23 protein-coding genes are annotated in these 21,956 nt (G+C 58.6%); 12 read left to right on the top strand and 11 right to left on the bottom strand.

The window, feature by feature from the left end:
* Nucleotides 1–34: 34 nt before the first annotated feature.
* Genes ACFDAU_RS02145 through ACFDAU_RS02125 form a run of 5 tightly spaced genes read right to left on the bottom strand, consistent with a single transcriptional unit; the run spans nt 35 to nt 4,597 of the window.
* Complete coding sequence (locus tag ACFDAU_RS02145; RefSeq protein ID WP_413438431.1) at nt 35–1,183, bottom strand: FAD-dependent monooxygenase; 1,149 nt, start codon at nt 1,181–1,183, stop codon at nt 35–37.
* Nucleotides 1,176–2,477 (bottom strand): aminopeptidase P N-terminal domain-containing protein, encoded by a 1,302-nt coding sequence (locus ACFDAU_RS02140; RefSeq protein ID WP_413438430.1) that lies wholly within the window; start codon nt 2,475–2,477, stop codon nt 1,176–1,178. Before ACFDAU_RS02140 ends, ACFDAU_RS02145 begins: the two co-directional genes overlap by 8 nt.
* On the bottom strand, nt 2,470–2,907 hold the full coding sequence (locus ACFDAU_RS02135; protein WP_413438429.1) for a hypothetical protein: 438 nt from the start codon (nt 2,905–2,907) through the stop codon (nt 2,470–2,472). The genes ACFDAU_RS02140 and ACFDAU_RS02135 overlap by 8 nt, the downstream gene beginning before the upstream one ends.
* Nucleotides 2,904–3,590 carry an N-acetylmuramate alpha-1-phosphate uridylyltransferase MurU gene (murU, locus tag ACFDAU_RS02130; protein WP_413439487.1) on the bottom strand — a complete coding sequence of 229 codons (687 nt, stop codon included), beginning with the start codon at nt 3,588–3,590 and terminating at the stop codon, nt 2,904–2,906. Before murU ends, ACFDAU_RS02135 begins: the two co-directional genes overlap by 4 nt.
* An 8-nt stretch (nt 3,591–3,598) precedes the next feature.
* Nucleotides 3,599–4,597: an aminoglycoside phosphotransferase family protein gene (locus tag ACFDAU_RS02125; protein WP_413438428.1), complete on the bottom strand. Its 999-nt coding sequence runs from the start codon at nt 4,595–4,597 to the stop codon at nt 3,599–3,601.
* Between the two features lie 63 nt (nt 4,598–4,660).
* On the opposite strand from ACFDAU_RS02125, the gene ACFDAU_RS02120 reads away from it, so the two are divergent.
* Genes ACFDAU_RS02120 through ACFDAU_RS02090 form a run of 7 tightly spaced genes read left to right on the top strand, consistent with a single transcriptional unit; the run spans nt 4,661 to nt 11,667 of the window.
* On the top strand, nt 4,661–6,907 hold the full coding sequence (locus tag ACFDAU_RS02120) for an LPS-assembly protein LptD (protein ID WP_413438427.1): 2,247 nt from the start codon (nt 4,661–4,663) through the stop codon (nt 6,905–6,907).
* Nucleotides 6,888–8,255, top strand: a complete 1,368-nt coding sequence (locus ACFDAU_RS02115) for a peptidylprolyl isomerase (protein WP_413438426.1) — start codon at nt 6,888–6,890, stop codon at nt 8,253–8,255. The genes ACFDAU_RS02120 and ACFDAU_RS02115 overlap by 20 nt, the downstream gene beginning before the upstream one ends.
* Nucleotides 8,256–8,263: 8 nt before the next feature.
* Complete coding sequence (gene pdxA / locus ACFDAU_RS02110; RefSeq protein WP_413438425.1) at nt 8,264–9,250, top strand: 4-hydroxythreonine-4-phosphate dehydrogenase PdxA; 987 nt, start codon at nt 8,264–8,266, stop codon at nt 9,248–9,250.
* A 10-nt stretch (nt 9,251–9,260) separates the two neighbouring features.
* Complete coding sequence (gene rsmA / locus ACFDAU_RS02105) at nt 9,261–10,043, top strand: 16S rRNA (adenine(1518)-N(6)/adenine(1519)-N(6))-dimethyltransferase RsmA (protein ID WP_413438424.1); 783 nt, start codon at nt 9,261–9,263, stop codon at nt 10,041–10,043.
* The gene (locus ACFDAU_RS02100; protein ID WP_413438423.1) at nt 10,040–10,510 is read left to right on the top strand and encodes a YbjN domain-containing protein; all 471 of its coding nucleotides are present in this window, start codon (nt 10,040–10,042) and stop codon (nt 10,508–10,510) included. Before rsmA ends, ACFDAU_RS02100 begins: the two co-directional genes overlap by 4 nt.
* Before the next feature lie 12 nt (nt 10,511–10,522).
* The gene (locus ACFDAU_RS02095) at nt 10,523–10,909 is read left to right on the top strand and encodes a dihydroneopterin aldolase (protein ID WP_413438422.1); all 387 of its coding nucleotides are present in this window, start codon (nt 10,523–10,525) and stop codon (nt 10,907–10,909) included.
* Complete coding sequence (locus ACFDAU_RS02090; protein WP_413438421.1) at nt 10,906–11,667, top strand: SDR family oxidoreductase; 762 nt, start codon at nt 10,906–10,908, stop codon at nt 11,665–11,667. The genes ACFDAU_RS02095 and ACFDAU_RS02090 overlap by 4 nt, the downstream gene beginning before the upstream one ends.
* 92 nt (nt 11,668–11,759) lie before the next feature.
* Here ACFDAU_RS02090 and gloA read toward each other — a convergent pair whose 3' ends face one another.
* Entirely contained in the window at nt 11,760–12,146 is a 387-nt protein-coding gene (gloA, locus tag ACFDAU_RS02085) for a lactoylglutathione lyase (RefSeq protein ID WP_413438420.1), read from the bottom strand.
* Between the two features lie 146 nt (nt 12,147–12,292).
* Here gloA and mutM point away from each other — a divergent pair, with 146 nt between their 5' ends.
* Nucleotides 12,293–13,108 (top strand): bifunctional DNA-formamidopyrimidine glycosylase/DNA-(apurinic or apyrimidinic site) lyase, encoded by an 816-nt coding sequence (gene mutM / locus ACFDAU_RS02080; RefSeq protein ID WP_413438419.1) that lies wholly within the window; start codon nt 12,293–12,295, stop codon nt 13,106–13,108.
* Between the two features lie 120 nt (nt 13,109–13,228).
* Entirely contained in the window at nt 13,229–15,190 is a 1,962-nt protein-coding gene (locus ACFDAU_RS02075) for a dynamin family protein (protein WP_413438418.1), read from the top strand.
* Between the two features lie 61 nt (nt 15,191–15,251).
* Here ACFDAU_RS02075 and ACFDAU_RS02070 read toward each other — a convergent pair whose 3' ends face one another.
* The 5 genes from ACFDAU_RS02070 to ACFDAU_RS02050 are packed head-to-tail and all read right to left on the bottom strand — an operon-like array spanning nt 15,252 to nt 19,215.
* A complete protein-coding gene (locus ACFDAU_RS02070) occupies nt 15,252–15,506 on the bottom strand; it encodes a YfhL family 4Fe-4S dicluster ferredoxin (protein ID WP_124704615.1) in 255 nt (84 codons plus the stop codon).
* Nucleotides 15,507–15,517: 11 nt separating this feature from the next.
* On the bottom strand, nt 15,518–16,006 hold the full coding sequence (coaD, locus tag ACFDAU_RS02065) for a pantetheine-phosphate adenylyltransferase (protein WP_413438417.1): 489 nt from the start codon (nt 16,004–16,006) through the stop codon (nt 15,518–15,520).
* Complete coding sequence (gene rsmD / locus ACFDAU_RS02060) at nt 15,999–16,574, bottom strand: 16S rRNA (guanine(966)-N(2))-methyltransferase RsmD (RefSeq protein WP_413438416.1); 576 nt, start codon at nt 16,572–16,574, stop codon at nt 15,999–16,001. The genes coaD and rsmD overlap by 8 nt, the downstream gene beginning before the upstream one ends.
* Complete coding sequence (locus tag ACFDAU_RS02055) at nt 16,571–17,878, bottom strand: M16 family metallopeptidase (protein WP_413438415.1); 1,308 nt, start codon at nt 17,876–17,878, stop codon at nt 16,571–16,573. Before ACFDAU_RS02055 ends, rsmD begins: the two co-directional genes overlap by 4 nt.
* A complete protein-coding gene (locus ACFDAU_RS02050) occupies nt 17,878–19,215 on the bottom strand; it encodes a M16 family metallopeptidase (RefSeq protein ID WP_413438414.1) in 1,338 nt (445 codons plus the stop codon). The genes ACFDAU_RS02055 and ACFDAU_RS02050 overlap by 1 nt, the downstream gene beginning before the upstream one ends.
* 137 nt (nt 19,216–19,352) lie before the next feature.
* On the opposite strand from ACFDAU_RS02050, the gene ftsY reads away from it, so the two are divergent.
* The 3 genes from ftsY to ftsX are packed head-to-tail and all read left to right on the top strand — an operon-like array spanning nt 19,353 to nt 21,945.
* Nucleotides 19,353–20,390: a signal recognition particle-docking protein FtsY gene (ftsY, locus tag ACFDAU_RS02045; protein ID WP_413438413.1), complete on the top strand. Its 1,038-nt coding sequence runs from the start codon at nt 19,353–19,355 to the stop codon at nt 20,388–20,390.
* A complete protein-coding gene (gene ftsE / locus ACFDAU_RS02040) occupies nt 20,387–21,040 on the top strand; it encodes a cell division ATP-binding protein FtsE (protein WP_413438412.1) in 654 nt (217 codons plus the stop codon). Before ftsY ends, ftsE begins: the two co-directional genes overlap by 4 nt.
* Nucleotides 21,037–21,945, top strand: a complete 909-nt coding sequence (gene ftsX, locus ACFDAU_RS02035) for a permease-like cell division protein FtsX (protein WP_413438411.1) — start codon at nt 21,037–21,039, stop codon at nt 21,943–21,945. The genes ftsE and ftsX overlap by 4 nt, the downstream gene beginning before the upstream one ends.
* Nucleotides 21,946–21,956 lie beyond the last annotated feature (11 nt).

Raw genomic sequence — 21,956 nt, 5'->3', positions numbered from 1 at the left:
CTGTGCGCTCTGTGGCCAATGGCCGTTTTCAGGTTCATCCGCGTGCTCCGAAAATCATGCGCCGCGCCACGAAGCGCTTGACCGGCGACAGCGCCTGCAATGCCGCCAGGCCAACGCTGCGGCCATGGTGCAGCAGTGCGTTGTCGTTGGAAAACAGGCGCACCAGCAGATCGGTGAAAAAAATTCCGCCGCGCGTATCCAGCCGCCGCGCATTCCTGTACGTGGCAAGCATGCCTGCATCGCCCAGCGCTTCACGCGTACTGGTGCGTATCCGGGCAGCCAGCTCCCAGGCGTCGCGCAACCCGAGATTGAAACCCTGCCCCGCTACCGGGTGCAACATTTGGGCGGCGTTGCCGATCAGCACCGTGTGCGGGCGCGTAGTCTGGGCGGCGTAGCGCAATCCCAGCGGAAAACTCGCGCGTTGCGCAACGCTTAGAAACTGCCCCACGCGGTCGCCGAAATGTTGATGCAGGGCGTGCAGAAATTCAGCATCCGGCAGTGCCAGCAAGGCTTGCACGCGCGCCGGGCTGGCGGTCCATACCAGCGCAAAACCCGCGCCCTGCGGCAACAACGCGGCAGGGCCGTCGGGGGTGAAGCGCTCGTAAGCGCACCCGTTATGGGATAATTCGGTGGTCACTGCAGCAATCAGCGCATGCTGGTCGTAGTCGCGGCTCACCCGCTGCACTGGACCGGCGCCGCCGTCGGCCACCACCGCGAGGCGTGCGGTAACCGGCATAACGTCTCCCGCACGGCTGACTTTCAGCATGGCATAACCGCTGGCGGCGCGCACTTCGTCCACGCGCGCACCGCTCACCACGGCCGCCCCGCTGACGCGCAGGCGCGCGTGCAAGGCCGCATCGAGTTCGGCATAGTCCACCACGTAACCCAGTGCCGGCAGTTTTTCTTCCGTTGCGCGCAGCCATGCCATGCCCAGGCCGCCGCGCTGCGAGATGTGTATGGTGGTAATTGGCGTCACTTCGCTGAGGTCGGACCAGACCCCGAGCCGTTCCAGGATCAGACGGCTGCCGTATGACAGCGCCAGGGTACGGCGATGTGCCGGGCGGGTGAGATCGGCGCGCGCTTCCAGCAATTGGACTGAGAAATCGCCATCCGCCAGCAGCAGCGCCAGCGTGGTGCCCACCGGGCCGCCGCCGACGATGACGATGTCGCTGTGTTCACGCATGGCGCATTACAGCCTCGATCTCGGCCACGGTTTTGGGTGCGGCGGCGGTGATCACCTCGCAGCCGCCGGCCGTTACCAGCACATCATCTTCAATGCGGATACCGATATTCCACAGAGCCTCCGGCACGTTGTCGGCGGGGCGGATGTAACAGCCGGGCTCGACGGTGAGAGCCATGCCAGGCTGCAATGCGCGCCAGGTGCCATCGGTCTTGTAGCTGCCCGCATCGTGCACGTCCAGCCCGAGCCAGTGGCCGGTACGGTGCATGTAAAAACGCCGGTAGTCGCCGGATTCCAGCACGCTATCGACGCTGCCGGTACACAACCCCAGATCGATCATGCCCTGCGCCAGCACACGCAATGCAGCTTCGTGCGGCTGGTTCCAGTGATTGCCGGGTTGTACCGCATCCAGCGCGGCGTATTGCGCGGCCAGCACCATTTCGTACACGTCCTTTTGCGCGGCGCTGAAGCTGCCGCTGACCGGGAAGGTACGGGTGATGTCGGACGCATAGCCATCGAGTTCGCAGCCGGCATCGATCAACAGCAAATCTCCTGCATGCAGCTGGGCATTATTGCCCACATAGTGCAGCACGCAGGCATTGGCACCCCCGGCGACTATCGAAGTGTAGGCCGGCGCCTGGCTGCCGTGGGCGCGGAAGTGGTGCAGCAGTTCGGCTTCGACCTCGTACTCGTAACGTCCCGGTGCAGTCGCCTGCATGGCGCGGCGATGCGCCGCACAGGAAATCGCGGCTGCACTGCGCATGACAGCCTGCTCCGCATCGTCTTTGAACAGGCGCATCTCGTCCACCAGCTCGCGTACATCGCGCAAACTGCCGGGCGCCGTCACGCCGCTGCGCGCCTGTTCGCGCACGCTGTTGAGCCAGCCCAGCACGCGCACATCCCACGCCGCATCCTGTCCGAGCGCGTAATGCAGCGTGGGCTGATCGGCCAGCAGGCCGGGCAGGCGTGTGTCGAGCTCGCTGATGGAATAGGCCTCGTCGAAATGGAAAACGGTGCGCGCCGCCTCCGGTCCGTAACGGAAACCATCCCAGATTTCGCGCTCCATATCCTTGTCGCGGCAGAACAGTACCGTGCGTTGCGTGGCCGCCAGCAACACGACGACGGCCTCCGGCTCGCCGAATCCGGTGAGGTAGTAAAAATGGCTGTCAAAGCGATACGGATAATGGCTGTCGCGATTACGCAGTTGCTCCGGCGCGGTAGCGAGCACTGCAACACCAGTGCCCATTTGTTGCATCAGTCGGCTACGGCGTGCGCTAAAGGGAGTCGTGTTAGTCATCGGATTCTTCGTCGAGATATTGTGAATCGAGCAAGGCTGCCCAGCTGTTTTCCAGCTCTGGAAGCCGCGTCAGCAGGGATTGGTGCAACTGGACCGCCAGTTCGCCAAATACGGCGCTGTCGTTGCCGCCGTCCATGTCCTGCGCGGCGCGCTCAAACTGCAACAAGGCATCTTTCAGGCTGAAAGCAGAGCCTAGCGCATTTTTCACCTGTTCGCGCGGATGCGGAATCCAGTCGCGATCAGCGGCCAGTGAACGCAGCTTTTCGCCCACATCCAGCAAGCGCTTGCGCATCCGCGTCGCCGCGCCCATGCGCGAGGATTTCACTTCACCCCATACTGCCAGTTCCATCAGAGTCGTCCATTGGGCGCGGAGTTCCGCGACCCAGACCGGGTCGAGGGTGACTGCCTGCCGGACTTCGTCAGTATTCATGCTGATCCCGACAGCTCGCGATTCAATTCCGCCAGGCGCTCCGGCGTGCCAATGTCGCGCCAGCGTCCCGCGTAATATTCACCGCTGACTTGCTCGCGTTGCATCGCCCAGCGCAACAATGGAGCGAGCTTGGCGGGTTGGCCAGGCGTCATGCCCGCGAACAACGCTGGCCGGTAAATGCCGATGCCGCTGAAAGTCAGCAAGGCATTGCCGTCGCTGTGTACGGTATTGGCTGACAAGGCAAAATCACCGCGGCTGTGTTGCGGCGGGTTATCCACCATTACCAGATGCGCCAGGCACTCAGCCGCACGATGTGTCCTCATGGCATCGAGGCGCGGCAATAGCTTGCGAAAATCGTAGTCGGTCCAGATATCCGCATTGACTACCAGGAACGGTGCATCGTCGAGCATAGTCAGGGCTTTGACTATGCCGCCTGCGGTCTCCAGTGCCTGCGCCTCGTGCGAGTAACTGATGCGTATACCAAAGGCCTTGCCATCGCCCAGCATCGCCTCAATCTGCTCGCCCAGGTGTGCATGGTTGATGACCACGTCAGTAAATCCGGCGTCAGCCAGTTTTTCCAGATGCCACACGATCAATGGTTTCCCCCCCGCCATCAGCAGCGGCTTGGGGGTGTGATCGGTAAGCGGGCGCATGCGTTCGCCACGCCCGGCTGCCAGAATCATGGCTCTGTTCAAAAAGTATATCCGGCGGATTCGGGGGCCTGCCCCTGTAATGTATCGAGCAGTTGCAGCAATGGTTCGAGTTCGCGATAACGCGCACAGGCACTGCGCAGATACGTCATCACCAGCGGCATATCCTTGAGATATCCGGTTTTGCCATCGCGATGATACAGGCGCGCGAAAATACCCAAAACCTTGAGATGGCGCTGCACGCCCATCCATTCGAAATCGCGGTAAAACGCGCCGAAGTCGGCATTCACCGGCAACCCGGCGCGCCGCGCCTTTTCCCAATAGCGAATCACCCAATCCAGCATGATTTCTTCATCCCAGCAAATATAGGCATCCTTGAACAGGGACGCCAGATCGTAAGTCACCGGGCCGTAGACGGCATCCTGAAAATCCAGCACGCCGGGATTGGGTTCGCTCACCATCAGATTGCGACTGTGGTAATCGCGATGCACGAACACCTGGGCCTGCGCCAGATTGTTGGCGAGGATGGCCTCAAATACCATATCCAGCGTTTGCGCCTGCTGCGCATTCAATTCCACTCCCAGATGACGCGTGATGTACCATTCCGGGAACAGCCGCAATTCACGTTCCAGCAGAACACGATCATAATCCGGCAGCACTCCGGGGCGACTACTGCGCTGAATACTGACCAACGCATCCAGTGCATCGTTATAAAGCGAGCCGGCATTATCTGCGTTGAGTACCGACAGGTAAGTGACATCGCCCAAATCGGTCAATAACAGGAAACCCTGAACCAGATCCTGCGCCAGCACTTTAGGGGTATTGGCGCCCGCCGCGCCAAACAGTTCGGCTATCGCGATGAAAGAATGGCAATCTTCATACTGCGGTGGCGCGTCCATAACGATATAATGGTCGCCATTCGACAATACGGCGCGGAAATAGCGCCGAAAACTGGCATCCGCAGAAGCGGGTGCAAGACGGATGGCCTGTTCTGGAAACAGGTTCTCCAGCCAAGCCTGAATGCGGTGTTGACGTTCCAAACGATCTCCGGACGATGATATATATTGAGCCACGATTCTAGCATTATTCGCTGACCAGACCCCATGCCGCCATCCCAATTCAAATGTTACCTTGCTGTCTGCCTGATGCTGTTTTGCGATGCCGCGCTGGCAGAAGACCCGCCTGCTGCGCAAACCAGTTCAGTCCTTCCCCCGCAAAAAACCGAAGACGCCCCGCTGTACCTGCATGCCGACCAGATAGAAGGTATTGCAAACCAGCAAGTGAAAGCCAAAGGCCACGTTGAGCTGCAACGCAACGACGGCGTGTTGACCAGCGATTACCTGCAATACACCTTTGATACCGACCAGGCCTACGCCACCGGCAATGTCACATTGGAGCAACCGGGACTGAATGTGCGCGGTCCGGAACTGCGTCTGCGCCTGACCGATCAGGTGGGGCAGATGCAACAGCCGGTATACAGCCTGAGCGATCTGATTACGCATACCCAGGCCACCGCATTGACTCGCAAGGCGCGCGGCGAGGCGCGCGTGCTGGATTTCGAGGGTAAAAACCAGTACCGCCTCAAAGACGCTACTTATACGACATGCCCGGTCAATAATGATGACTGGTATCTGCATGTCAAGGACCTGAACATCGATCGGGGCCGTGAGGTGGGTACAGCGCGCAATGCTTATCTGGAATTCAAGGGCGTGCCCATTCTGTATACGCCATTCATAGATTTCCCGCTCAACAACCAGCGTAAATCAGGTCTGCTCGCGCCCACCTTCGGCACCACGGGGAGTAGCGGCCTGGAGTTTCGCCTTCCGTATTACTGGAACATCGCACCGAATTACGATGCCACCATCAGTCCGCGCATCATGAGCAAACGCGGGCTGCAGTTGGGCGGAGAGTTCCGTTATCTGGGTGAAAGTTATCGCGGCCTACTCAATGGCGAGTTTCTGGCTGACCAGGTCACCAATACCAATCGCTGGAGCGTGTTTGTCAACCACGACCAGACTTTCGCTCCGGGATGGAGCGGCCACCTGCATTATGAGCGGGTCTCCGACAACAACTATTACCGCGACCTGTCCAATCAGATCAACACCACTTCGATTACCAACCTGTCGCAGGATGGCAGCATCAATTACAGTGCGGGCTGGTGGAACGCCGGTATCCGGGCGCAAAAATTCCAGACTCTCCAGGATCCGCTGGCCCCCATCGTGCCGCCCTATAATGTACTGCCCCAGCTCACTCTTAACGCCAATCGCTACGACTGGCACGGCGTGGATTTCAGTTTCGCAGGCGAAGCCGTGCACTTCGATCACCCGACACTGGTCACCGGCACACGGGTATCGGCTTACCCCAGCTTCAGCCTGCCGATGGCCAACAATTTCGCCTACCTCACCCCCAAATTCGGCGTGAGCCAGACCAATTACTATCTGGATTCGAGCACGCTGCCGAATACTGTGCGCACCTTGCCGATCACCAGCGTGGACAGCGGCTTTTACATGGACCGCAACACCAGGCTGTTTGGTCACAATTACCATCAAACGCTGGAACCGCGACTTTTTTATGTTTATATCCCGTATCGCGACCAGAGCCAGATCCCCAATTTCGACAGCGGCGAGGTCGATTTCAATTTTGCCCAGATGTTCACCGAAAACCGCTTTGCCGGTGGCGACCGCATCAATGACGCCAACCAGCTCACCACAGCAGTGACTTCCCGCCTGATCGAGCCTGACAGCGGCCTGGAACGTCTGCGCGTTTCGCTTGGCCAGCGTTTTTATTTTGCTCCGCAGAAAGTCGTGTTGCCTGGCGGCACACCTACCAATAGCACATCTTCCGACGTACTCGCCAGTGTCGGCGGCCAGCTCAGCCAGGCGTGGCGCGCCGAGGCGGCGGTGCAATTCAATACCCGCCAGGGCGCAAGTATCCGCAACAGCATCTCCGCGAACTATCATCCGGAGCCGGGGAAGACACTCAACCTGAGCTATCGCAGTATTCGCGGCACCTATAACAGCCTGGGAGCATCCAATTTCGATGCCATCCGCCAGGTGGACATCTCTGCGCAATGGCCCCTTGCTCCGCGCTGGTATGGCCTGATGCGTTATAATTATTCTTTTGTGGATGGCCGCCTGGTGCAAGGTTTGGCGGGGCTGGAATACAATGCCGGCTGCTGGGCAATGCGCGGCGTACTGCAGCGCATTGCCACCGCCACTGGCAGCGCCAGCAATTCTTTTTTCATCCAGCTCGAATTGAACGGTATTGGCCGACTCGGCTCTAATCCGCTCGATGTCCTCAAACAAAGCATTTCCGGCTACGTGAATACCAATGAACTTCAAAACCCTTAATCGCACCCTGCACGTCATTGCCCTGCTTGCCACTTTGTTACCGGGAACGGTCCGTGCGGCGCAAGACGACGCCGCCCAACCTTCATCCGGCACACCCAACAGCCCTGCAGCCAAGCACGCTGCACCGCCTATCAAGCCGCTCGACAGCATCGTCGCCGTGGTCAACGATGACGTCATTACTCGCTACGATCTCGATGAGCACTACGATCGCGCCGTACAGCAATTGAAGGCACGCAAAATACCGCTGCCACCGCGTGCGGTGCTGGAAAAACAGCTGCTGGAACGTATGATCAACGACCGTATCCAGTTGCAATATGCCAACCAGACCGGTATCCGCGTGGACGGGCCTACACTGGATAAGGCACTGAATCGCATCGCCGCGCAGAACAACATGAACCTGGAACAGTTCCGTACCGCCCTGGCCAAGGAAGGCATGGCGTTCAACAAATTCCGCAACGACATCCGCGATGAAATCATCCTGCAGCGTCTGCACGAACGCGATGTGGACAGCAAGGTCAATGTCACTGAAGCCGAGGTCGATGCGTATCTGGAAAACCAGGCCAAACAAGGTCAGGAGGACGAGTACAACTTTGACCACATCCTCATTCGCATTCCCGAGGCCGCCACTACAGAGCAAATCCAGAAGCAGCGCGCCCGTGCCCAGAAGGTGCTCGACGAACTCAGGAAAGGCGCTGATTTCGCCCAGCTGTCAGCCAGTTATTCCGACGCATCCAATGCGCTGGATGGCGGCAATGTAGGCTGGCGGCGCGGTTCGCAATTGCCCACCGTGTTTGCCGATATTCTGGCCAAGATGCAACCCGGCCAGGTATCCGACATTATCCGCAGCAGCAATGGCTTTCATATCCTCAAACTGGTCGACAAGCGCGGGCAGAACGCCAAAATGGTGGTCCAGCAGACTCATGTACGCCACATCCTGATCAAGACCAACGAACTGGTATCGGCAACCGACGCCAAAAACCGCTTGCTGCAAATTCGTGAACGCCTGCTCAATGGTGCCAAATTCGCAGATATGGCACGCCAGTACTCGGACGACAGCTCGGCTGCCAAGGGAGGCGATCTGGGCTGGGTGTCTCCCGGCGAAACGGTACCGGAATTCGAACACGCGATGAATGCGCTGAAACCCGGCGAAATCAGCCAGCCAGTGCAATCACCGTTCGGTTTCCATCTGATTGAAGTGCTGGCACGACGCGATCAGGATGTCACCAAGGAGCGCCAACGCCTGCTGGCGCGTCAGGCGCTGCGCCAGCGCAAGATCGAGGAAGCGCAGGAAGAATGGCTGCGCCAGCTGCGCGACAGTGCTTACGTCGAATACCGTAACGCGGAATAATTCAGGCCGTGACTGCACCCATCCTCGCCATCACCGCGGGCGAACCCGCCGGCATCGGTCCCGACCTGTGCGTGATGCTGGCCCAGCAGTCACGGGAACAAGTCTGGGTGGTCATTGCCGATCACGATCTGCTGGCACAGCGTGCCGCCATGCTTGGCCTGCCGCTGGCGCTGCAGCACTATGGCAGTACACCGATCAGCCATGCAGCCGGAACGCTTACCGTTCTGCATGAGCCGCAGCATGCGCATACCACGCCGGGCCTGCTTAACCCGGCCAATGGCCATTATGTGCTGCAAACCCTGAAACTTGCGGTACAAGGCTGTATGGATGGCGAATTCGCCGCCATGGTCACCGCGCCCGTCAACAAGGCCGTCATCAATGACGCCGGCATCCCCTTTACCGGCCATACCGAGTTCCTTGCCGAAGAAACCGATACACCGCATGTGGTAATGCTGCTGGCTGGCGGTGGCATGCGCGTGGCGCTCGCCACCACTCACCTGCCGCTCGCGCAAGTCGCCGCCGCCATTACCCGCGAATCACTTACCACCACATTGCATATCCTGCACCATGATCTGGTCCGGCGGTTCGGCATCGCACAACCGCATATCCTGGTCGCCGGACTCAATCCGCACGCGGGAGAATCCGGCTACCTCGGACATGAAGAAATCAGCATCATCAATCCGGTACTGGATGAGTTACGCGCACAAGGCATGCGCCTGACCGGCCCCTTGCCCGCCGATACGCTATTTAATCCGGCGCGCCTGGCGGATGCCGATTGCGTGCTGGCGATGTATCACGATCAGGGCTTACCGGTGCTCAAATACGCCAGCTTTGGTGGCGGGGTGAATATCACACTCGGCCTGCCCATCATCCGCACCTCGGTGGATCACGGGACCGCACTCGACCTGGCGGGTAGCGGGCAAGTCCATTCCGGCAGTCTGCAAGCGGCGCTGGATCTTGCTGCTCAGCTGGTGGCGCACAGCCAGACCAGCTAGGCACACCAGCATGTCCCGACATATCCCGCGCAAACGCTTCGGCCAGCATTTCCTGCGCGACCCCGACATCATCGCCGCAATCGTTCATGCCATCCGTCCGCAGCGTACTGACAACATGGTGGAAATCGGGCCGGGCCTGGGCGCGCTGACGCGACCCTTGCTGGCGCATCTGGATCATCTGCATGTGGTCGAACTCGACCGCGACATCATTACCAGGCTGGCACGCGAGCATGCGCCGGAACGCGTGTCCATCCATGCCGGCGACGCATTGGCGTTTGACTTCGCCAGCCTGGGTGAAAAGCTGCGCATCGTCGGCAACCTGCCCTACAATATTTCTACGCCACTGCTATTTCACCTGGCAGAATTCGCGCCCCATATTGTCGACATGCACTTCATGCTGCAAAAAGAAGTGGTCGAGCGCATGACTGCCAGCCCGGGCACCCACGACTTTGGCCGCCTCACCGTGATGCTGCAATACCGCTTTGACATGGAAGCATTGTTCGACGTGCCGCCGGATGCTTTCGACCCGCCGCCCAAGGTCAATTCCGCGATCGTGCGCATGCTGCCACGCGCGCCGGACATGATGGCAGCAGCCAGCATCGAATTGCTGGAAAAAGTGGTAGCCAGCGCTTTCAGCCAGCGCCGCAAAACCTTACGCAACACACTGGGTGGCATGTTGTCCGCGGCCGAATTTGAACAAACCGGTATCGACCCGGGCCGTCGCGCCGAGACACTCGCAGTAGAAGATTTCGTATGCATCACCAATTATTTACATGGTAAGGAAGCCAAATGAACCTGATAGATACTGTCCAGGCCTGTCTGGAACACATGCAACTGCCTGCCACTCGCGTGCCCAACCTGCCCGTCGTCAACCTGCCGGTGGAAATCGAGAACGGCAAGCTGAATATTTTCATCCATGCGCATGAGGATGCCGAACGCGTCTTCGTTTATGCGCGTCCACAGGACATGCTGGTGCCGATCGAACGCATCCCGGCCATGGCCGAATTCCTCACCCGCGCCAACTACGGCCTGCCCTTGGGCAACTGGGAAATCGACATGAACGACGGTGAAATGAATTTCAAGAACAGCATCGATGTCAGCGGCGGCGCGCTGACTGAAGCGATGGTGAAAACCCTGCTGGTATTCGCCATGGAATGCGCCAACCGCTACCTGCCCGGCATCCGCGCGGTGATCGATGGCAGTGATGCCAAAGCCGCGCTGGAAGCCATAGACGGTCCCACCAAGGTCGTCATCAAATAGGCAGTCGAAGATATGTCGCAGCGCATGATCGCCCGTGGCATTGCGGTGGAAATGTATGTCGGCATCTGCGATTTTGAATACCAGACGCCGCAGACGGTGATTGTCAACGTGGAAGCCGAGGCCACGCTGCCGTATCGCCCACACGACATCGGAGAGTGTCTCGACTACACGCTCATATGTGATTTCGTGCGCGCCTGGAAAGACCGCCCGCATACCGAACTGGTGGAAACCCTGCTGTTCGATGTGGTGGAATTCTGCTTTGCCGATGCCCGCGTCACCCGGGTCGATGTGGAAATCCTCAAACCCTCTGTCATCGCGCAAGCCAGTGCGGTAGGCGTAGGCATGCGCGTAACGCGCGCTGATTACCAGCAGTTGCGCGCCAGCCGGGGCGCAGCATGAGCACGCAGCCTCCCCTGGCCGTGGTCACCGGTGCGGGCAAACGCCTCGGACTGGCTATCACCCGGACACTGCTGGAAAACAACTGGGAAATTATTGCATTGGCGCGTCATCCCAGTGACGCACTCAACGCATTGGCCGCAACAGGTCAGCCCGTACACATCATCCAGCAAGATATTGCCGATCCCGCAGTGTGGTTTGAACTCTGGCCAAGTTTGCGCGCGCGCTTCGGACGGCTGCCAGAAGCGCTGGTACACGCTGCCTCCCTGTTTGAGCACGACACCGCCGCCACCAGTTCATGGGCAGCCATCGAAGCGCACCGCCGCATCAATTACGACAGTTTTGTCGCCGCCGCCAGCGCCTGGCTGCAATGCGCCGATGCCGCGCAACACGGCGCGTTTGTGGCGCTGGTGGATCAAAAAGTGCAACGCCTCAACCCGGATCATTACGCCTATACCCTGAGCAAACTCAACCTCGCTGCCAGCATCCCGTTTCTGGCGCAGGCGCTGGCACCGCAGCTGCGCGTGAATGGCGTAGCGCCCGGGCTGACTCTGCCCAGCGGAGGGCAGACAGACGCTGACTTCCATACCGCGCAAGCTGCGTTTCCTCTGGGCGCGGGACTCGCCCCGCACGATATTGCCTGCGCCGTGCTGTTTTTGTTGCAACAGCGCTGGATTACCGGCCAACTTCTGACCGTGGACGGCGGCCAGCACCTGCAAAGCGATTGCGACGTGGTACGACGCACAACCACGCCTTCGTGACCTCATACTCGGCCTGCGCAAGCGCGGACAAAGACACCGTTTCCGCGATAACCCGTCGCAGCCATTCAGCTTGTTACAGCCCTCCTGCTGAATCAAGATTTTTTCTGAATGAATTCGATCTTGTAACCGTCCGGATCTTCCACAAATGCGATCACCGTGCTGCCATGCTTCATCGGCCCGGCTTCGCGGCTGACTGTGCCGCCCAGGCGTTTGACCTCGGCGCAGGCCTGATAGGCATCATCCACTTCCACGGCGATATGGCCAAAACCGTTTCCCAGATCGTAGCTGGGCGTATCCCAGTTGTGCGTGAGTTCCAGCACGGTATAGTCCGACTCATCGCCGTAGCCGACAAACGCGAGGGTAAACCGGCCTTCCGGGTAGTCATTGCGACGTAACAATTTCATTCCCAGTACTTCGGTGTAAAAACGGATCGAACGTTCCAGCTCGCCGACGCGCAACATGGTGTGCAACATGCGCATGATTTTTTCCTTTCATCTGATTTGTTGATAATGCAGCCCACCCATCAAGAGACGGCGCCACGATTCGAAATTTCGCGTTAAACTTGAAAAATTCTTCAATCACTCCATGCACTGCTGTTTTTTCATGGTAACGCTTACTTTCATTCATGCCCGAGCTTCCTGAAGTTGAAACCACCTGCCGCGGACTGGCTCCGCATTGCATAGGGCGCAACATCGTTACAGCTTTGGTGCGCAACACACAATTACGCTGGCCGGTACCCGCCGACCTCGCGCAACAAGTCGCCGGACAGCCTATTCTGAACCTGACCCGGCGTGCCAAATACCTGATCATGACGCTGCAGCACGGCACGCTTATCCTGCATCTGGGTATGTCGGGCAGCCTGCGTATCATGGACAGCAATTTCCCGGCAGGCGTTCATGACCATATTGATCTGGTGCTCGATAATGGCACCTGTATCCGCCTGCGCGACCCACGCCGCTTTGGTGCCGTATTGTGGACGCAAAGCGACGTTTTACGTCACCCCCTGCTGGAGAATCTGGGGCCGGAACCCTTGTCGGAAATGTTCGATGAGACCTACCTGCATGGTTATTCACGCGGGCGCAAAGTGCCCATTAAAACGTTTCTGATGGATAGCCATGTGGTGGCAGGGGTAGGAAATATCTATGCCAATGAGGCGCTGTTCCTCGCCGGCATCCGTCCCACCACGCCTGCCGGGCGGCTCTCGCTGGCGCGCTATGCCAGGCTGACAGCGGCCATCCGCACGATCCTGGCACGTGCAATTGAGGCCGGCGGCAGCACCCTGCGCGATTTCGTCAACAGCGCAGGCGAGGCTGGCTATTTCCAGCAACAATACACGGTGTACGGCCGCGCTGGAGAATCATGCCGGGTATGCAGCAGTTCCATCAGACAAATACGCCAGGGGCAACGCTCCACATTTTACTGTCCATGTTGCCAGACTTGACCAGGCATGGGCTTTGCTACGCTTAATTCATAGATAAATTTACAATCCATTGAAGCGGCTAAATATTTGGCCGATAATGGCCCGGCAAAATACAAAAACGCCCATTCAGGAGAGCGCACCATGTCCAACAATACCCTGGTCGAACAGTTCGAGCATTACAGTGCCTGGCGCGAACGCCTGGCCCAGAGCATCGCGGGTTACCGCGATTGGCTCAGCGAACAGGAAATCAACGATGGCCAGATCGATCTGCGCTTGCAGCATCTGCTTGACCGGCTGGCCGAGGACAAGCTGAATGTGGCTTTTGTCGCCGAATTTTCGCGCGGCAAGTCGGAGCTGATCAATGCGATCTTCTTTGCCGATTACAAGCAGCGGCTCCTGCCTTCCACTGCCGGGCGTACCACCATGTGCCCGACCGAACTGCTCTACGACCCGGAACGGCCGCCGTCGATCCAGCTGTTGCCCATCGAGACCCGCGGCAGCAGCGTGACCACCGCCGAGTACAAACGCTATCCGGAGGAATGGATCACCACGCCGCTGAATGTTGATTCGGCTGACGCAATGACTGCGGCCATGCTGCAAGTTGGTGAAACCCGCAAGGTCTCCAAGGATGAAGCGACAAAATACGGCCTTTATCACGAAGGGGATGTGGATGCCCTGCTCACCGTGGATGCGGATGGCCGTGTGGAAATTCCGCGCTGGCGTCACGCCATCATCAACTTTCCGCATCCGCTGCTGAAAAAAGGCCTGGTCATCCTCGACACGCCGGGACTGAACGCCATCGGTACCGAACCGGAGCTTACCCTCAACCTGCTGCCCAACGCCCACGCCATCGTGTTCATTCTTGCCGCGGATACCGGCGTGACCAAATCCGATATCGAAGTGTGGCGCGACCATATTGCCACGCTGCACAGCCGCAATAAAGGGCGGCTGATTGTGCTCAACAAGATCGATGGGCTGTGGGACGATCTGAAACAGGCCGATGCGATCGAGCAGGAACTCACCAGCCAGATCAACAGCTGCGCCAACCTGCTGGGCCTGGATGCCTCCCAGATTTATCCAATATCCGCCCAGAAGGGCCTGCTTGCCAAGGTTAATGGCGATGCGGCCCTGCTGGCCAAAAGCCGTTTGAGCGAATTTGAACGGGCGTTAAGCGATGAGCTGATCCCGTCCAAACGCGAAATCGTGCGCGACAATACCGAAAACGAAATGCAGGACCTGATGTCCGGCACGCGCGCCTTGCTCACTGCGCGGATGACCAATATCAACGAACAGCTGGGCGAACTGACCGGCCTGCGCGGCAAAAACGAAGAAGTCGTGCAGCATATGATGACCAAAGTGGAGGAAGAAAAAACCCACTTTGAAAAAGGCCTGCAGCAATTCCAGGCGCTACGCAGCGTGTTCTCGCAGCAATCCAATGCCCTGTTCGATTATCTGGGTATGGATCGCATCAAGAGCGAGGTCCGTGAAACTCGCATAGCCATGGAAAACAGTCGCTTCACCAAAGGCTTGCGCGAGGCGATGAGCGCTTTCTTCATCCATGTGGACGCTAATATTACCCACTCAGCGGAACAGATCGAAGAGATCAAATCCATGATGACGGCGATGTACAAGAAGTTCAACGAGGAACATGGCCTGATCGAAATTACTCCGCCGAACTACTCCACTTTCAAATATAAAAAGGAAATGGAGCGGCTGGAAAAAAGCTACAACGAGCATTTCAACACCTTGATCAACATGCTGACCAACGAGCAGTACACGCTGACCACCAAATTCTTCGAGACGCTGGCAAGCCGCGTGGTCAATATTTACGAAGTGGCCAATCGCGAAGCCGACAACTGGCTCAAGGCGGTGATGGCCCCCATGGAAACGCAAGTCCGCGAACACCAGATGCAGCTGCGTCGTCGGCTGGAAAGCATCAAGCGCATCCACAAGGCCACCGACACGCTGGAAGACCGTATCGCCGAACTGCAGCAGATGCAGGTCACCCTGCGCAGACAACTGGACGAACTGGATGGGATGCAGTCACATGTCACGACGGTGCTCACCCCAGGCCTGACTGAAGTCAGTGCTGCTGTAGCCTGAGCTTGGCTTCTATCGCCAAATAAAAAGCCCCGCAAGCGGGGCTTTTTATTTGGCGGCCGTCTCAAGCCGACGCCTGGCGTCCCGTCAATAACAGATAACGATCCATTAACTGCTCCTGAGTTTCCTCAATCCCCAGCGGGATACAGTCCACCGGACACACCTCCACACATTGCGGCGCGTCGTAATGTCCAACACACTCGGTGCATTTGTTCGGGTCGATTTCGTAAATGCTGTCGCCCTGATAGATCGCCTCATTGGGGCACTCCGGCTCGCACACGTCACAATTGATGCATTCATCCGTAATTAACAGAGACATTTCATTATCCTTTACTGGGTTGATACAATTTTAGCCTGAAGTCGTTGTGCGACCAAGTGCGGCACAAACTGACTCACGTCGCCGCCCAGCAGGGCGATTTCACGCACCATGCTGGCGGAAATAAACATCAACTGCTCAGCCGGGGTCATGAACACGGTTTCGACCTCGGGATTGAGGTGGCGGTTCATACCGGCGAGCTGGAATTCGTATTCGAAATCCGATACCGCACGCAAGCCGCGCAAGATGATATGAGCTTCCTGCTCGGCCACGAGTTGCATCAGCAGGCCGGAAAAGCCCACCACACGCACCTGCGGCGCATCGGAAAATACCTGCTGCGCCATCTCCACGCGTTCGCTCAAATCAAAAAACGGGCGCTTATGGCTGCCTGCAGCCACCGCCACCACAACCTCGTCGAAAATGCGCAACGCACGCCGAACCAGGTCTTCATGGCCGCGTGTAACCGGATCAAAGGTGCCGGGATAGACCGCAATTTTATACATGGCTGTCCTGTTCCTGCGTCTGTTTGAGCAGGCAAAAATGCGCTTTACCCGCGCGTCCCTCGCGCCACACCAACCAGCCAGTCGGCACGACCAGATTGCCGTCATGCTCGACATACACACGGGCGCCGGGGTTCAGATGCGGCGGTAACGCCGCCAACACCTGCTCTTGTAAACCTGCAGCATAAGGGGGATCGAGAAATACCACGTCAAAGCGCCCGCTGTACTCGGACAGGAATTTTACCCCATCTCCCTGCAACACATCGACATTGTTGGCTGCCAATGCAGTCACGCTGAGTTGCAATCCATTGAGTACCAAACGGTTTTTTTCCACCATTGTCACGCGCCGAGCGCCGCGCGAAGCTGCTTCGAATCCAAGCGCGCCGCTACCGGCGAACAGATCGAGGCAGTCCAGCCCATATAGTTCCTGGCCCAGCCAATTGAACAGCTTTTCGCGTACCGCATCCGGAGTGGGTCGCAGTCCTTCAGCATCGGGGAAACTGATCAAACGCCGCCGCCAGTGGCCGCTGATAATGCGCACCCGATTGCGCACAGTCCCGGCATGATTCATTTTCCGCTGCCGCCCACCACGATGGTAACCAGCTTGTCCGGATCGATATGGCGTTTGAACGCAGCTTGAATCTGTTTTGCAGTAACCGCTTCGACCCGCTTCGGGAACTCGTCCAGATAATTCAGTGGCAGATCATAAAAACCGATCACGGCGAGATATTCGAGGATTTCCTTGTTGCTGTCTATACGCAACGGGAAGCCGCCCACAATGTTGTTCTTGGCCTGGGTCAGCTCCGCGTCGGTCACCCCGTTGGTGACAAAATTCGCCAGCGTCTGACGCACTACCTGCAGCGCCTCGTCGGTCTGGTCAGTGCGGGTTTGCAGCCCGATCTGAAACGCGCCCGCCTCGCGCATGGGCATGAAATAACTGTACACACTGTAGGCCAAACCACGCTTTTGCCGCACTTCGTTGAGCAGGCGCGAATCGAAGCCGCCACCCCCCAGGATGTAGTTGCCTACATACAGCGCAAAATAATCCGGATCGCCGCGTTTTACACCGGGCTGCCCGATGAGCACCTGGCTCTGCTTGGCGGGGAAGGGAATGGTGCGCGACACCGCATGCTGCAATGCAGGCACCGGCGGTATGGTCAGACTGGCCTCGCCACTGGCTGGTGGCAGTTGGTCAGTAAGCTGGTGGGCAATGCGATCCGCCTCGGCACGGCTGATATCACCCATCAATGCCACCACCGCCCCCGAAGCGGCGTAGTGGCTACGGTAAAAGGCCTGCAAATCGGCCACTTGCAGCTTGCTTACGCTGTCGATCTCGCCGCTGTCACGCCGCGCATAGGGATGGCTGCCAAACACCGCTGTCTGAAATGCCTTGGCGGCAAGGCTCTCAGGCCGGGCTTCGGCTTCTTGCAAACCAGCGATGACACGCGCCTTTTCCCGCTCCAATACCGGCGCAGGGAAGGTCGGCTGCTGCAATATCTTAGCCAGTATCGACAATGCGGCATCGCGCTGCTCGGGGCTGCTCAGGGTGCGTAGCGTAATGCCGGCGCGATCCGCATCGAAACGTCCGCCCAGCTCCGCGCCCACGTCGGCCATGCCGCTGGCGATCTGGTTGTCATCCAGGCCGCCCGCGCCCAAGCCCAGCAGGTGGCGCGTGAGATTGGCCACGCCGCCTTGGTTGGCGGGCTCCAGCGCCGTACCGGCGGGAAAATCGACACTGACGTCCAGGATCGGCAAATCGTGGCTTTCCACAAAATACACCTTGGCGCCATTGGCCAACACCCAGTGCTGGATGGGCAGGCTGGCATGTGCGCTCAATGCGGTGAAAACTGCAAACAATGCAAATAGGGTACGCATTATCGAAGTTCTCCACCGGTATGACGCATCCCCGGCATGTCTGGGCGCGGAGGCTTGTTGTCGAAGGGTTGCGGATCCAGCGTCGCCACGGTCAGTTCGTCATCCACCAGATATTTGCGTGCCACATCGCGCACCTGCTCGGGGGTCACCGCCTGCAATTTTTTCACGCGCGCCTCAATTTCGGATATGGGCAAGCCTGCAGTGGCGTACTCGCCCCGTTGCATGGCCTGGTAAAAAGTCGAATCGCGCTGATATACATCGCTCGCGATGACCTGGGCCTTGACCCGCTTCAACTCGTCGGCGCTCACGCCATCGCTCTTGATGAGTTCGATCTGGGCACGCAGGGCGGCTTCCAGATCGGCAGCGGTCTTGCCCTCGGAAGGCGTGCCATCGAGCAGGAACAGCCCCGGGCCACGCGCCACGGCATCGTAATCGGCGCCTGCTTCGCTGGCCACACGCTGCCCGCGCACCAGGTTGCGGGTCAGGCGCGCGGCATCGCCGCCATCCAGCACTGCCGCCAAAACTTGCAGCGCATAGGGCTCCCAGTCCTTGTCGACATCGCGCAGTACCGGCGCGTGGTATGCCATGATCAGATACGGCAGCTTGGCGGGCGCTTTAACCGTCACGCGCTTGATGCCGGTTTGCGCCGGTTCTGGCTGGGGCTTGCGCAGCGCCAGCTGCTTGGCCGGAATAGGTCCGAAATAGCGCTCAGCCAGCTGTTTCACCGCGTCCGCCTGGACGTCCCCCACCACCACCAGCGTGGCGTTATTGGGCGCATACCAGCGCTGGTACCAGTCGCGCGCGTCCTCCACTGTCATGTGTTGCAAATCGCTCATCCAGCCGATGACCGGGCGCCGGTAGGGGCTTTCCTGAAACGCGGTGGCCATCAGCTGCTCATACACCAATGCCTGCGGCTTGTCGTCGGTACGCATGCGGCGCTCCTCCATCACCACCTGGATTTCTTTGGCAAAAGCGGCGTCGGACAGGATGAGATGATGCATGCGGTCGGCTTCCAGCTTGAGCGCCAGTCCCAGCCGGTCTTTTTGCAATTGTTCAAAATAGGCAGTGTGGTCGCGGGCGGTGAACGCATTTTCACGCCCACCCGCTGCTGCAATCAATTTGGAAAACTGCCCATCCGGCACGTCCCTGGTACCCTTGAACATCATGTGTTCGAGCACATGGGCAACCCCGGTGGTGCCGTTGAATTCATCCAGACTGCCCGCGCGGTACCACACCTGCGATACCACAATCGGCGCGCGATGGTCTTCCTTGACCAGGACGCGCAAACCATTGGCAAGGTGAAATTCCTGTACAGAGGCCAGAGCTGGGGTCGCCATGCATAAAATGCCGATGACAAGCGCTTGTTTTATAAGGTTCATACAATCCCGGAATGAGTTAGGCTAAGGCGCATGATAAAATAGCTGTCGCAATTATATGCTGTGTTTCCGCACACCGTTTAAAGACTGCCCACACTGTGTTTAGTTTCTTCAAGAAATCCGGCGACAAGCCCATCCCTGCCGAAGCCCCCTCTACGCCTACCAAATCGGCCGTCGTTGACGCGCCGGTGCCTGTAGTGGAGGTTGCGCCCAAATCATCCTGGACGCAGCGCCTGAAACAGGGCTTAAGCCGCACCCGGGAACAATTTGGCAAACAGCTCAGCAACCTGTTTTCGCGCGGCGGGAAAATAGACGCGGATTTGTATGACGAACTGGAAACCATTCTGCTCACCGCTGATGTGGGCGTGGATGCCAGCCAGTATCTGCTCGACAGCCTGCGCCAGCGCGTCAAAAAAGACCGGCTCACCGACGCCACCCAATTGCAGGCTGCACTGCACGACACATTGCGTACCTTGCTTTCACCCCTCGAACAAGCATTGGACGTAAGCACCCACAAACCCTATGTGATCATGCTGGCAGGCGTAAATGGCGCCGGTAAAACCACCACCATCGGCAAGCTGGCCAAATACTATCAGGCGCAAGGCAAATCCGTGTTGCTGGCAGCGGGAGATACGTTCCGCGCCGCGGCACGCGAGCAACTCATGGTGTGGGGTGAGCGTAACAATGTGGCGGTAATTGCGCAGGATGGCGGCGATTCGGCGGCGGTGATTTTTGATGCCATTGCTGCCGCCCGTGCCCGCGGCATTGATATCGTGCTGGCCGACACTGCCGGCCGTCTACCCACCCAGCTCAACCTGATGGAGGAAATCCGCAAGGTCAAGCGGGTCATCCAGAAGGCTGAACCCACTGCCCCGCATGAAGTCTTGCTGGTGCTCGACGCCAACACCGGACAAAACGCAGTTACACAGGTCAAAGCGTTTGACGATGCGCTGGGTGTTACCGGCCTGGTGCTCACCAAGCTCGACGGCACGGCCAAGGGTGGCGTGATTGCGGCCATCGCCAAAACCCGCCCGCACCCGATCCGCTTTATTGGTGTGGGAGAAAGCCTGGAAGATTTGCGTCCGTTCGTAGCACAGGATTTTGTTGACGCTTTATTTGAGGGGCCTGCGCCATGATCCGTTTTGAAGCCGTGACCAAGCGCTATCCAGGCGGTCATGAGGCCTTGTCCAATGCTTCCTTTGAAATCGCCAGCGGCGAAATGGTATTTCTCTCCGGCCACTCGGGAGCAGGCAAATCCACACTGCTTAAACTTATCGCTGCGATTGAACGCCCTACGCAAGGAACCGTGACGGTCAATAACCAGAATGTCGGCAAAATGCGCCGCGCTGCAATTCCCTATCTGCGCCGCAATATCGGCCTGATATTTCAGGACCACAAATTGCTATTCGACCGCAGCGTCATGCAGAACGTGCTCCTGCCTTTACAGATCGCCGGGTTTCCGCGCCACGAGGCAGCTGGCCGCGCACGCGCGGCACTCGACAAGGTTGGCCTGCTCAAACGCGAAAAGGCCAACCCCATCACCCTTTCCGGAGGCGAGCAACAGCGCCTGTGTATTGCCCGCGCCGTGGTGTCGCGCCCCAGCCTGGTATTGGCCGATGAACCCACCGGCAACCTGGATGCAGATTACGCACGCGACATCATGGACATGTTCAAGGCATTCAACCAAGTGGGCGTCACTCTGGTCATTGCCTCACACGATGAAAACGCCATTCGTGCCTATGGTAGCCGGGTAATCCATCTCGAACACGGGGCATTGCTGTCATGATGACCTGGCTCGCGCACCATCGCCAGGCCCTCATCGCAACCCTGGCGCGCATGGGGAAAGCCCCTTACGCTACCCTGTTTGCCATTATCGCCATCGGCGTCGCATTAAGCCTGCCGGCAGGACTGTTTGTATTACTTCAAAACATCACCCGACTGGCCGCTGATCTGCCCGCTCAACCCGAGATCAGCGTTTTCATGCAACAGAACGCGAACGACGCCGATATCACCGTCATACGTCAACGCCTGCAGGCACGCACTGATTTGGCCGGTTTTCACTTCGTGCCACGTGCGCAGGCGCTGGCAGCTTTGTCGAAGCAAGCCGGCGTCAGCGACCTCACTGCGGGCTTGACTGACAATCCGCTACCAGATGCCTGGATCATCATCCCTGCGCAAGCCGACGCCCAAAATATGGCGCGTATCGCTGCTGCTATCCGCGGCTGGCCGCAGGTCGCCGAAGTCCGGGATGACAGCCAGTGGGCGCAGCGCCTCACCGCTCTGCTAGGTTTGGGACGCGATCTCGTATGGATACTGGCAAGCCTGCTAGGCGCTGCGCTGGTAGCCGTATCCGGGAATACCATCCGACTGCAAATTCTCACCCGCCGCGAGGAAATTGAAGTCAGTCGACTGATCGGGGCCACCGACCGCTATATACGTCGTCCATTCCTGTATTTCGGCGTAGTACAGGGGCTATTTGGCGGACTTATTGCTTGGCTGATTTTAGTGGTTTCTGTGCTGCTGCTCGACCAGCAGGCCAGCAAGCTTGCCGCACTCTATGCCTCAAACTTTCATTTGACCGGGCTCGGGTTGATAGAAGCGGCAATACTGCTGGCAATTGCCGCCGCGCTGGGCTGGCTGGGCGCTTATCTGGCGGTGAACCGCAGTTTGCGCCTGACAGAATCCAGGTAATCAAGTAATCC

It is taken from the genome of Sulfuriferula sp. GW1 (assembly GCF_047300855.1).
Classification (GTDB): domain Bacteria; phylum Pseudomonadota; class Gammaproteobacteria; order Burkholderiales; family Sulfuriferulaceae; genus Sulfuriferula.
This window is presented reverse-complemented; position numbering and strand designations above follow the sequence as displayed.

Excerpts from the sequence above, each read along its gene's own strand:
- ACFDAU_RS02140 (WP_413438430.1), bottom strand. The coding sequence starts at position 2,477 with ATGACTAACACGACTCCCTTTAGCGCACGCCGTAGCCGACTGATGCAA.
- ACFDAU_RS02075 (WP_413438418.1), top strand. The coding sequence starts at position 13,229 with ATGTCCAACAATACCCTGGTCGAACAGTTCGAGCATTACAGTGCCTGG.
- gloA (WP_413438420.1), bottom strand. The coding sequence starts at position 12,146 with ATGCGCATGTTGCACACCATGTTGCGCGTCGGCGAGCTGGAACGTTCG.
- ACFDAU_RS02135 (WP_413438429.1), bottom strand. The coding sequence starts at position 2,907 with ATGAATACTGACGAAGTCCGGCAGGCAGTCACCCTCGACCCGGTCTGG.
- coaD (WP_413438417.1), bottom strand. The coding sequence starts at position 16,006 with ATGTATAAAATTGCGGTCTATCCCGGCACCTTTGATCCGGTTACACGC.
- ACFDAU_RS02070 (WP_124704615.1), bottom strand. The coding sequence starts at position 15,506 with ATGTCTCTGTTAATTACGGATGAATGCATCAATTGTGACGTGTGCGAG.
- ACFDAU_RS02115 (WP_413438426.1), top strand. The coding sequence starts at position 6,888 with ATGAACTTCAAAACCCTTAATCGCACCCTGCACGTCATTGCCCTGCTT.
- ftsX (WP_413438411.1), top strand. The coding sequence starts at position 21,037 with ATGATGACCTGGCTCGCGCACCATCGCCAGGCCCTCATCGCAACCCTG.
- ACFDAU_RS02095 (WP_413438422.1), top strand. The coding sequence starts at position 10,523 with ATGTCGCAGCGCATGATCGCCCGTGGCATTGCGGTGGAAATGTATGTC.
- ACFDAU_RS02120 (WP_413438427.1), top strand. The coding sequence starts at position 4,661 with ATGCCGCCATCCCAATTCAAATGTTACCTTGCTGTCTGCCTGATGCTG.
- rsmD (WP_413438416.1), bottom strand. The coding sequence starts at position 16,574 with ATGAATCATGCCGGGACTGTGCGCAATCGGGTGCGCATTATCAGCGGC.
- ACFDAU_RS02090 (WP_413438421.1), top strand. The coding sequence starts at position 10,906 with ATGAGCACGCAGCCTCCCCTGGCCGTGGTCACCGGTGCGGGCAAACGC.
- ACFDAU_RS02100 (WP_413438423.1), top strand. The coding sequence starts at position 10,040 with ATGAACCTGATAGATACTGTCCAGGCCTGTCTGGAACACATGCAACTG.
- murU (WP_413439487.1), bottom strand. The coding sequence starts at position 3,590 with ATGATTCTGGCAGCCGGGCGTGGCGAACGCATGCGCCCGCTTACCGAT.
- ftsE (WP_413438412.1), top strand. The coding sequence starts at position 20,387 with ATGATCCGTTTTGAAGCCGTGACCAAGCGCTATCCAGGCGGTCATGAG.
- ACFDAU_RS02055 (WP_413438415.1), bottom strand. The coding sequence starts at position 17,878 with ATGCGTACCCTATTTGCATTGTTTGCAGTTTTCACCGCATTGAGCGCA.
- ACFDAU_RS02050 (WP_413438414.1), bottom strand. The coding sequence starts at position 19,215 with ATGGCGACCCCAGCTCTGGCCTCTGTACAGGAATTTCACCTTGCCAAT.
- rsmA (WP_413438424.1), top strand. The coding sequence starts at position 9,261 with ATGTCCCGACATATCCCGCGCAAACGCTTCGGCCAGCATTTCCTGCGC.
- mutM (WP_413438419.1), top strand. The coding sequence starts at position 12,293 with ATGCCCGAGCTTCCTGAAGTTGAAACCACCTGCCGCGGACTGGCTCCG.
- ACFDAU_RS02145 (WP_413438431.1), bottom strand. The coding sequence starts at position 1,183 with ATGCGTGAACACAGCGACATCGTCATCGTCGGCGGCGGCCCGGTGGGC.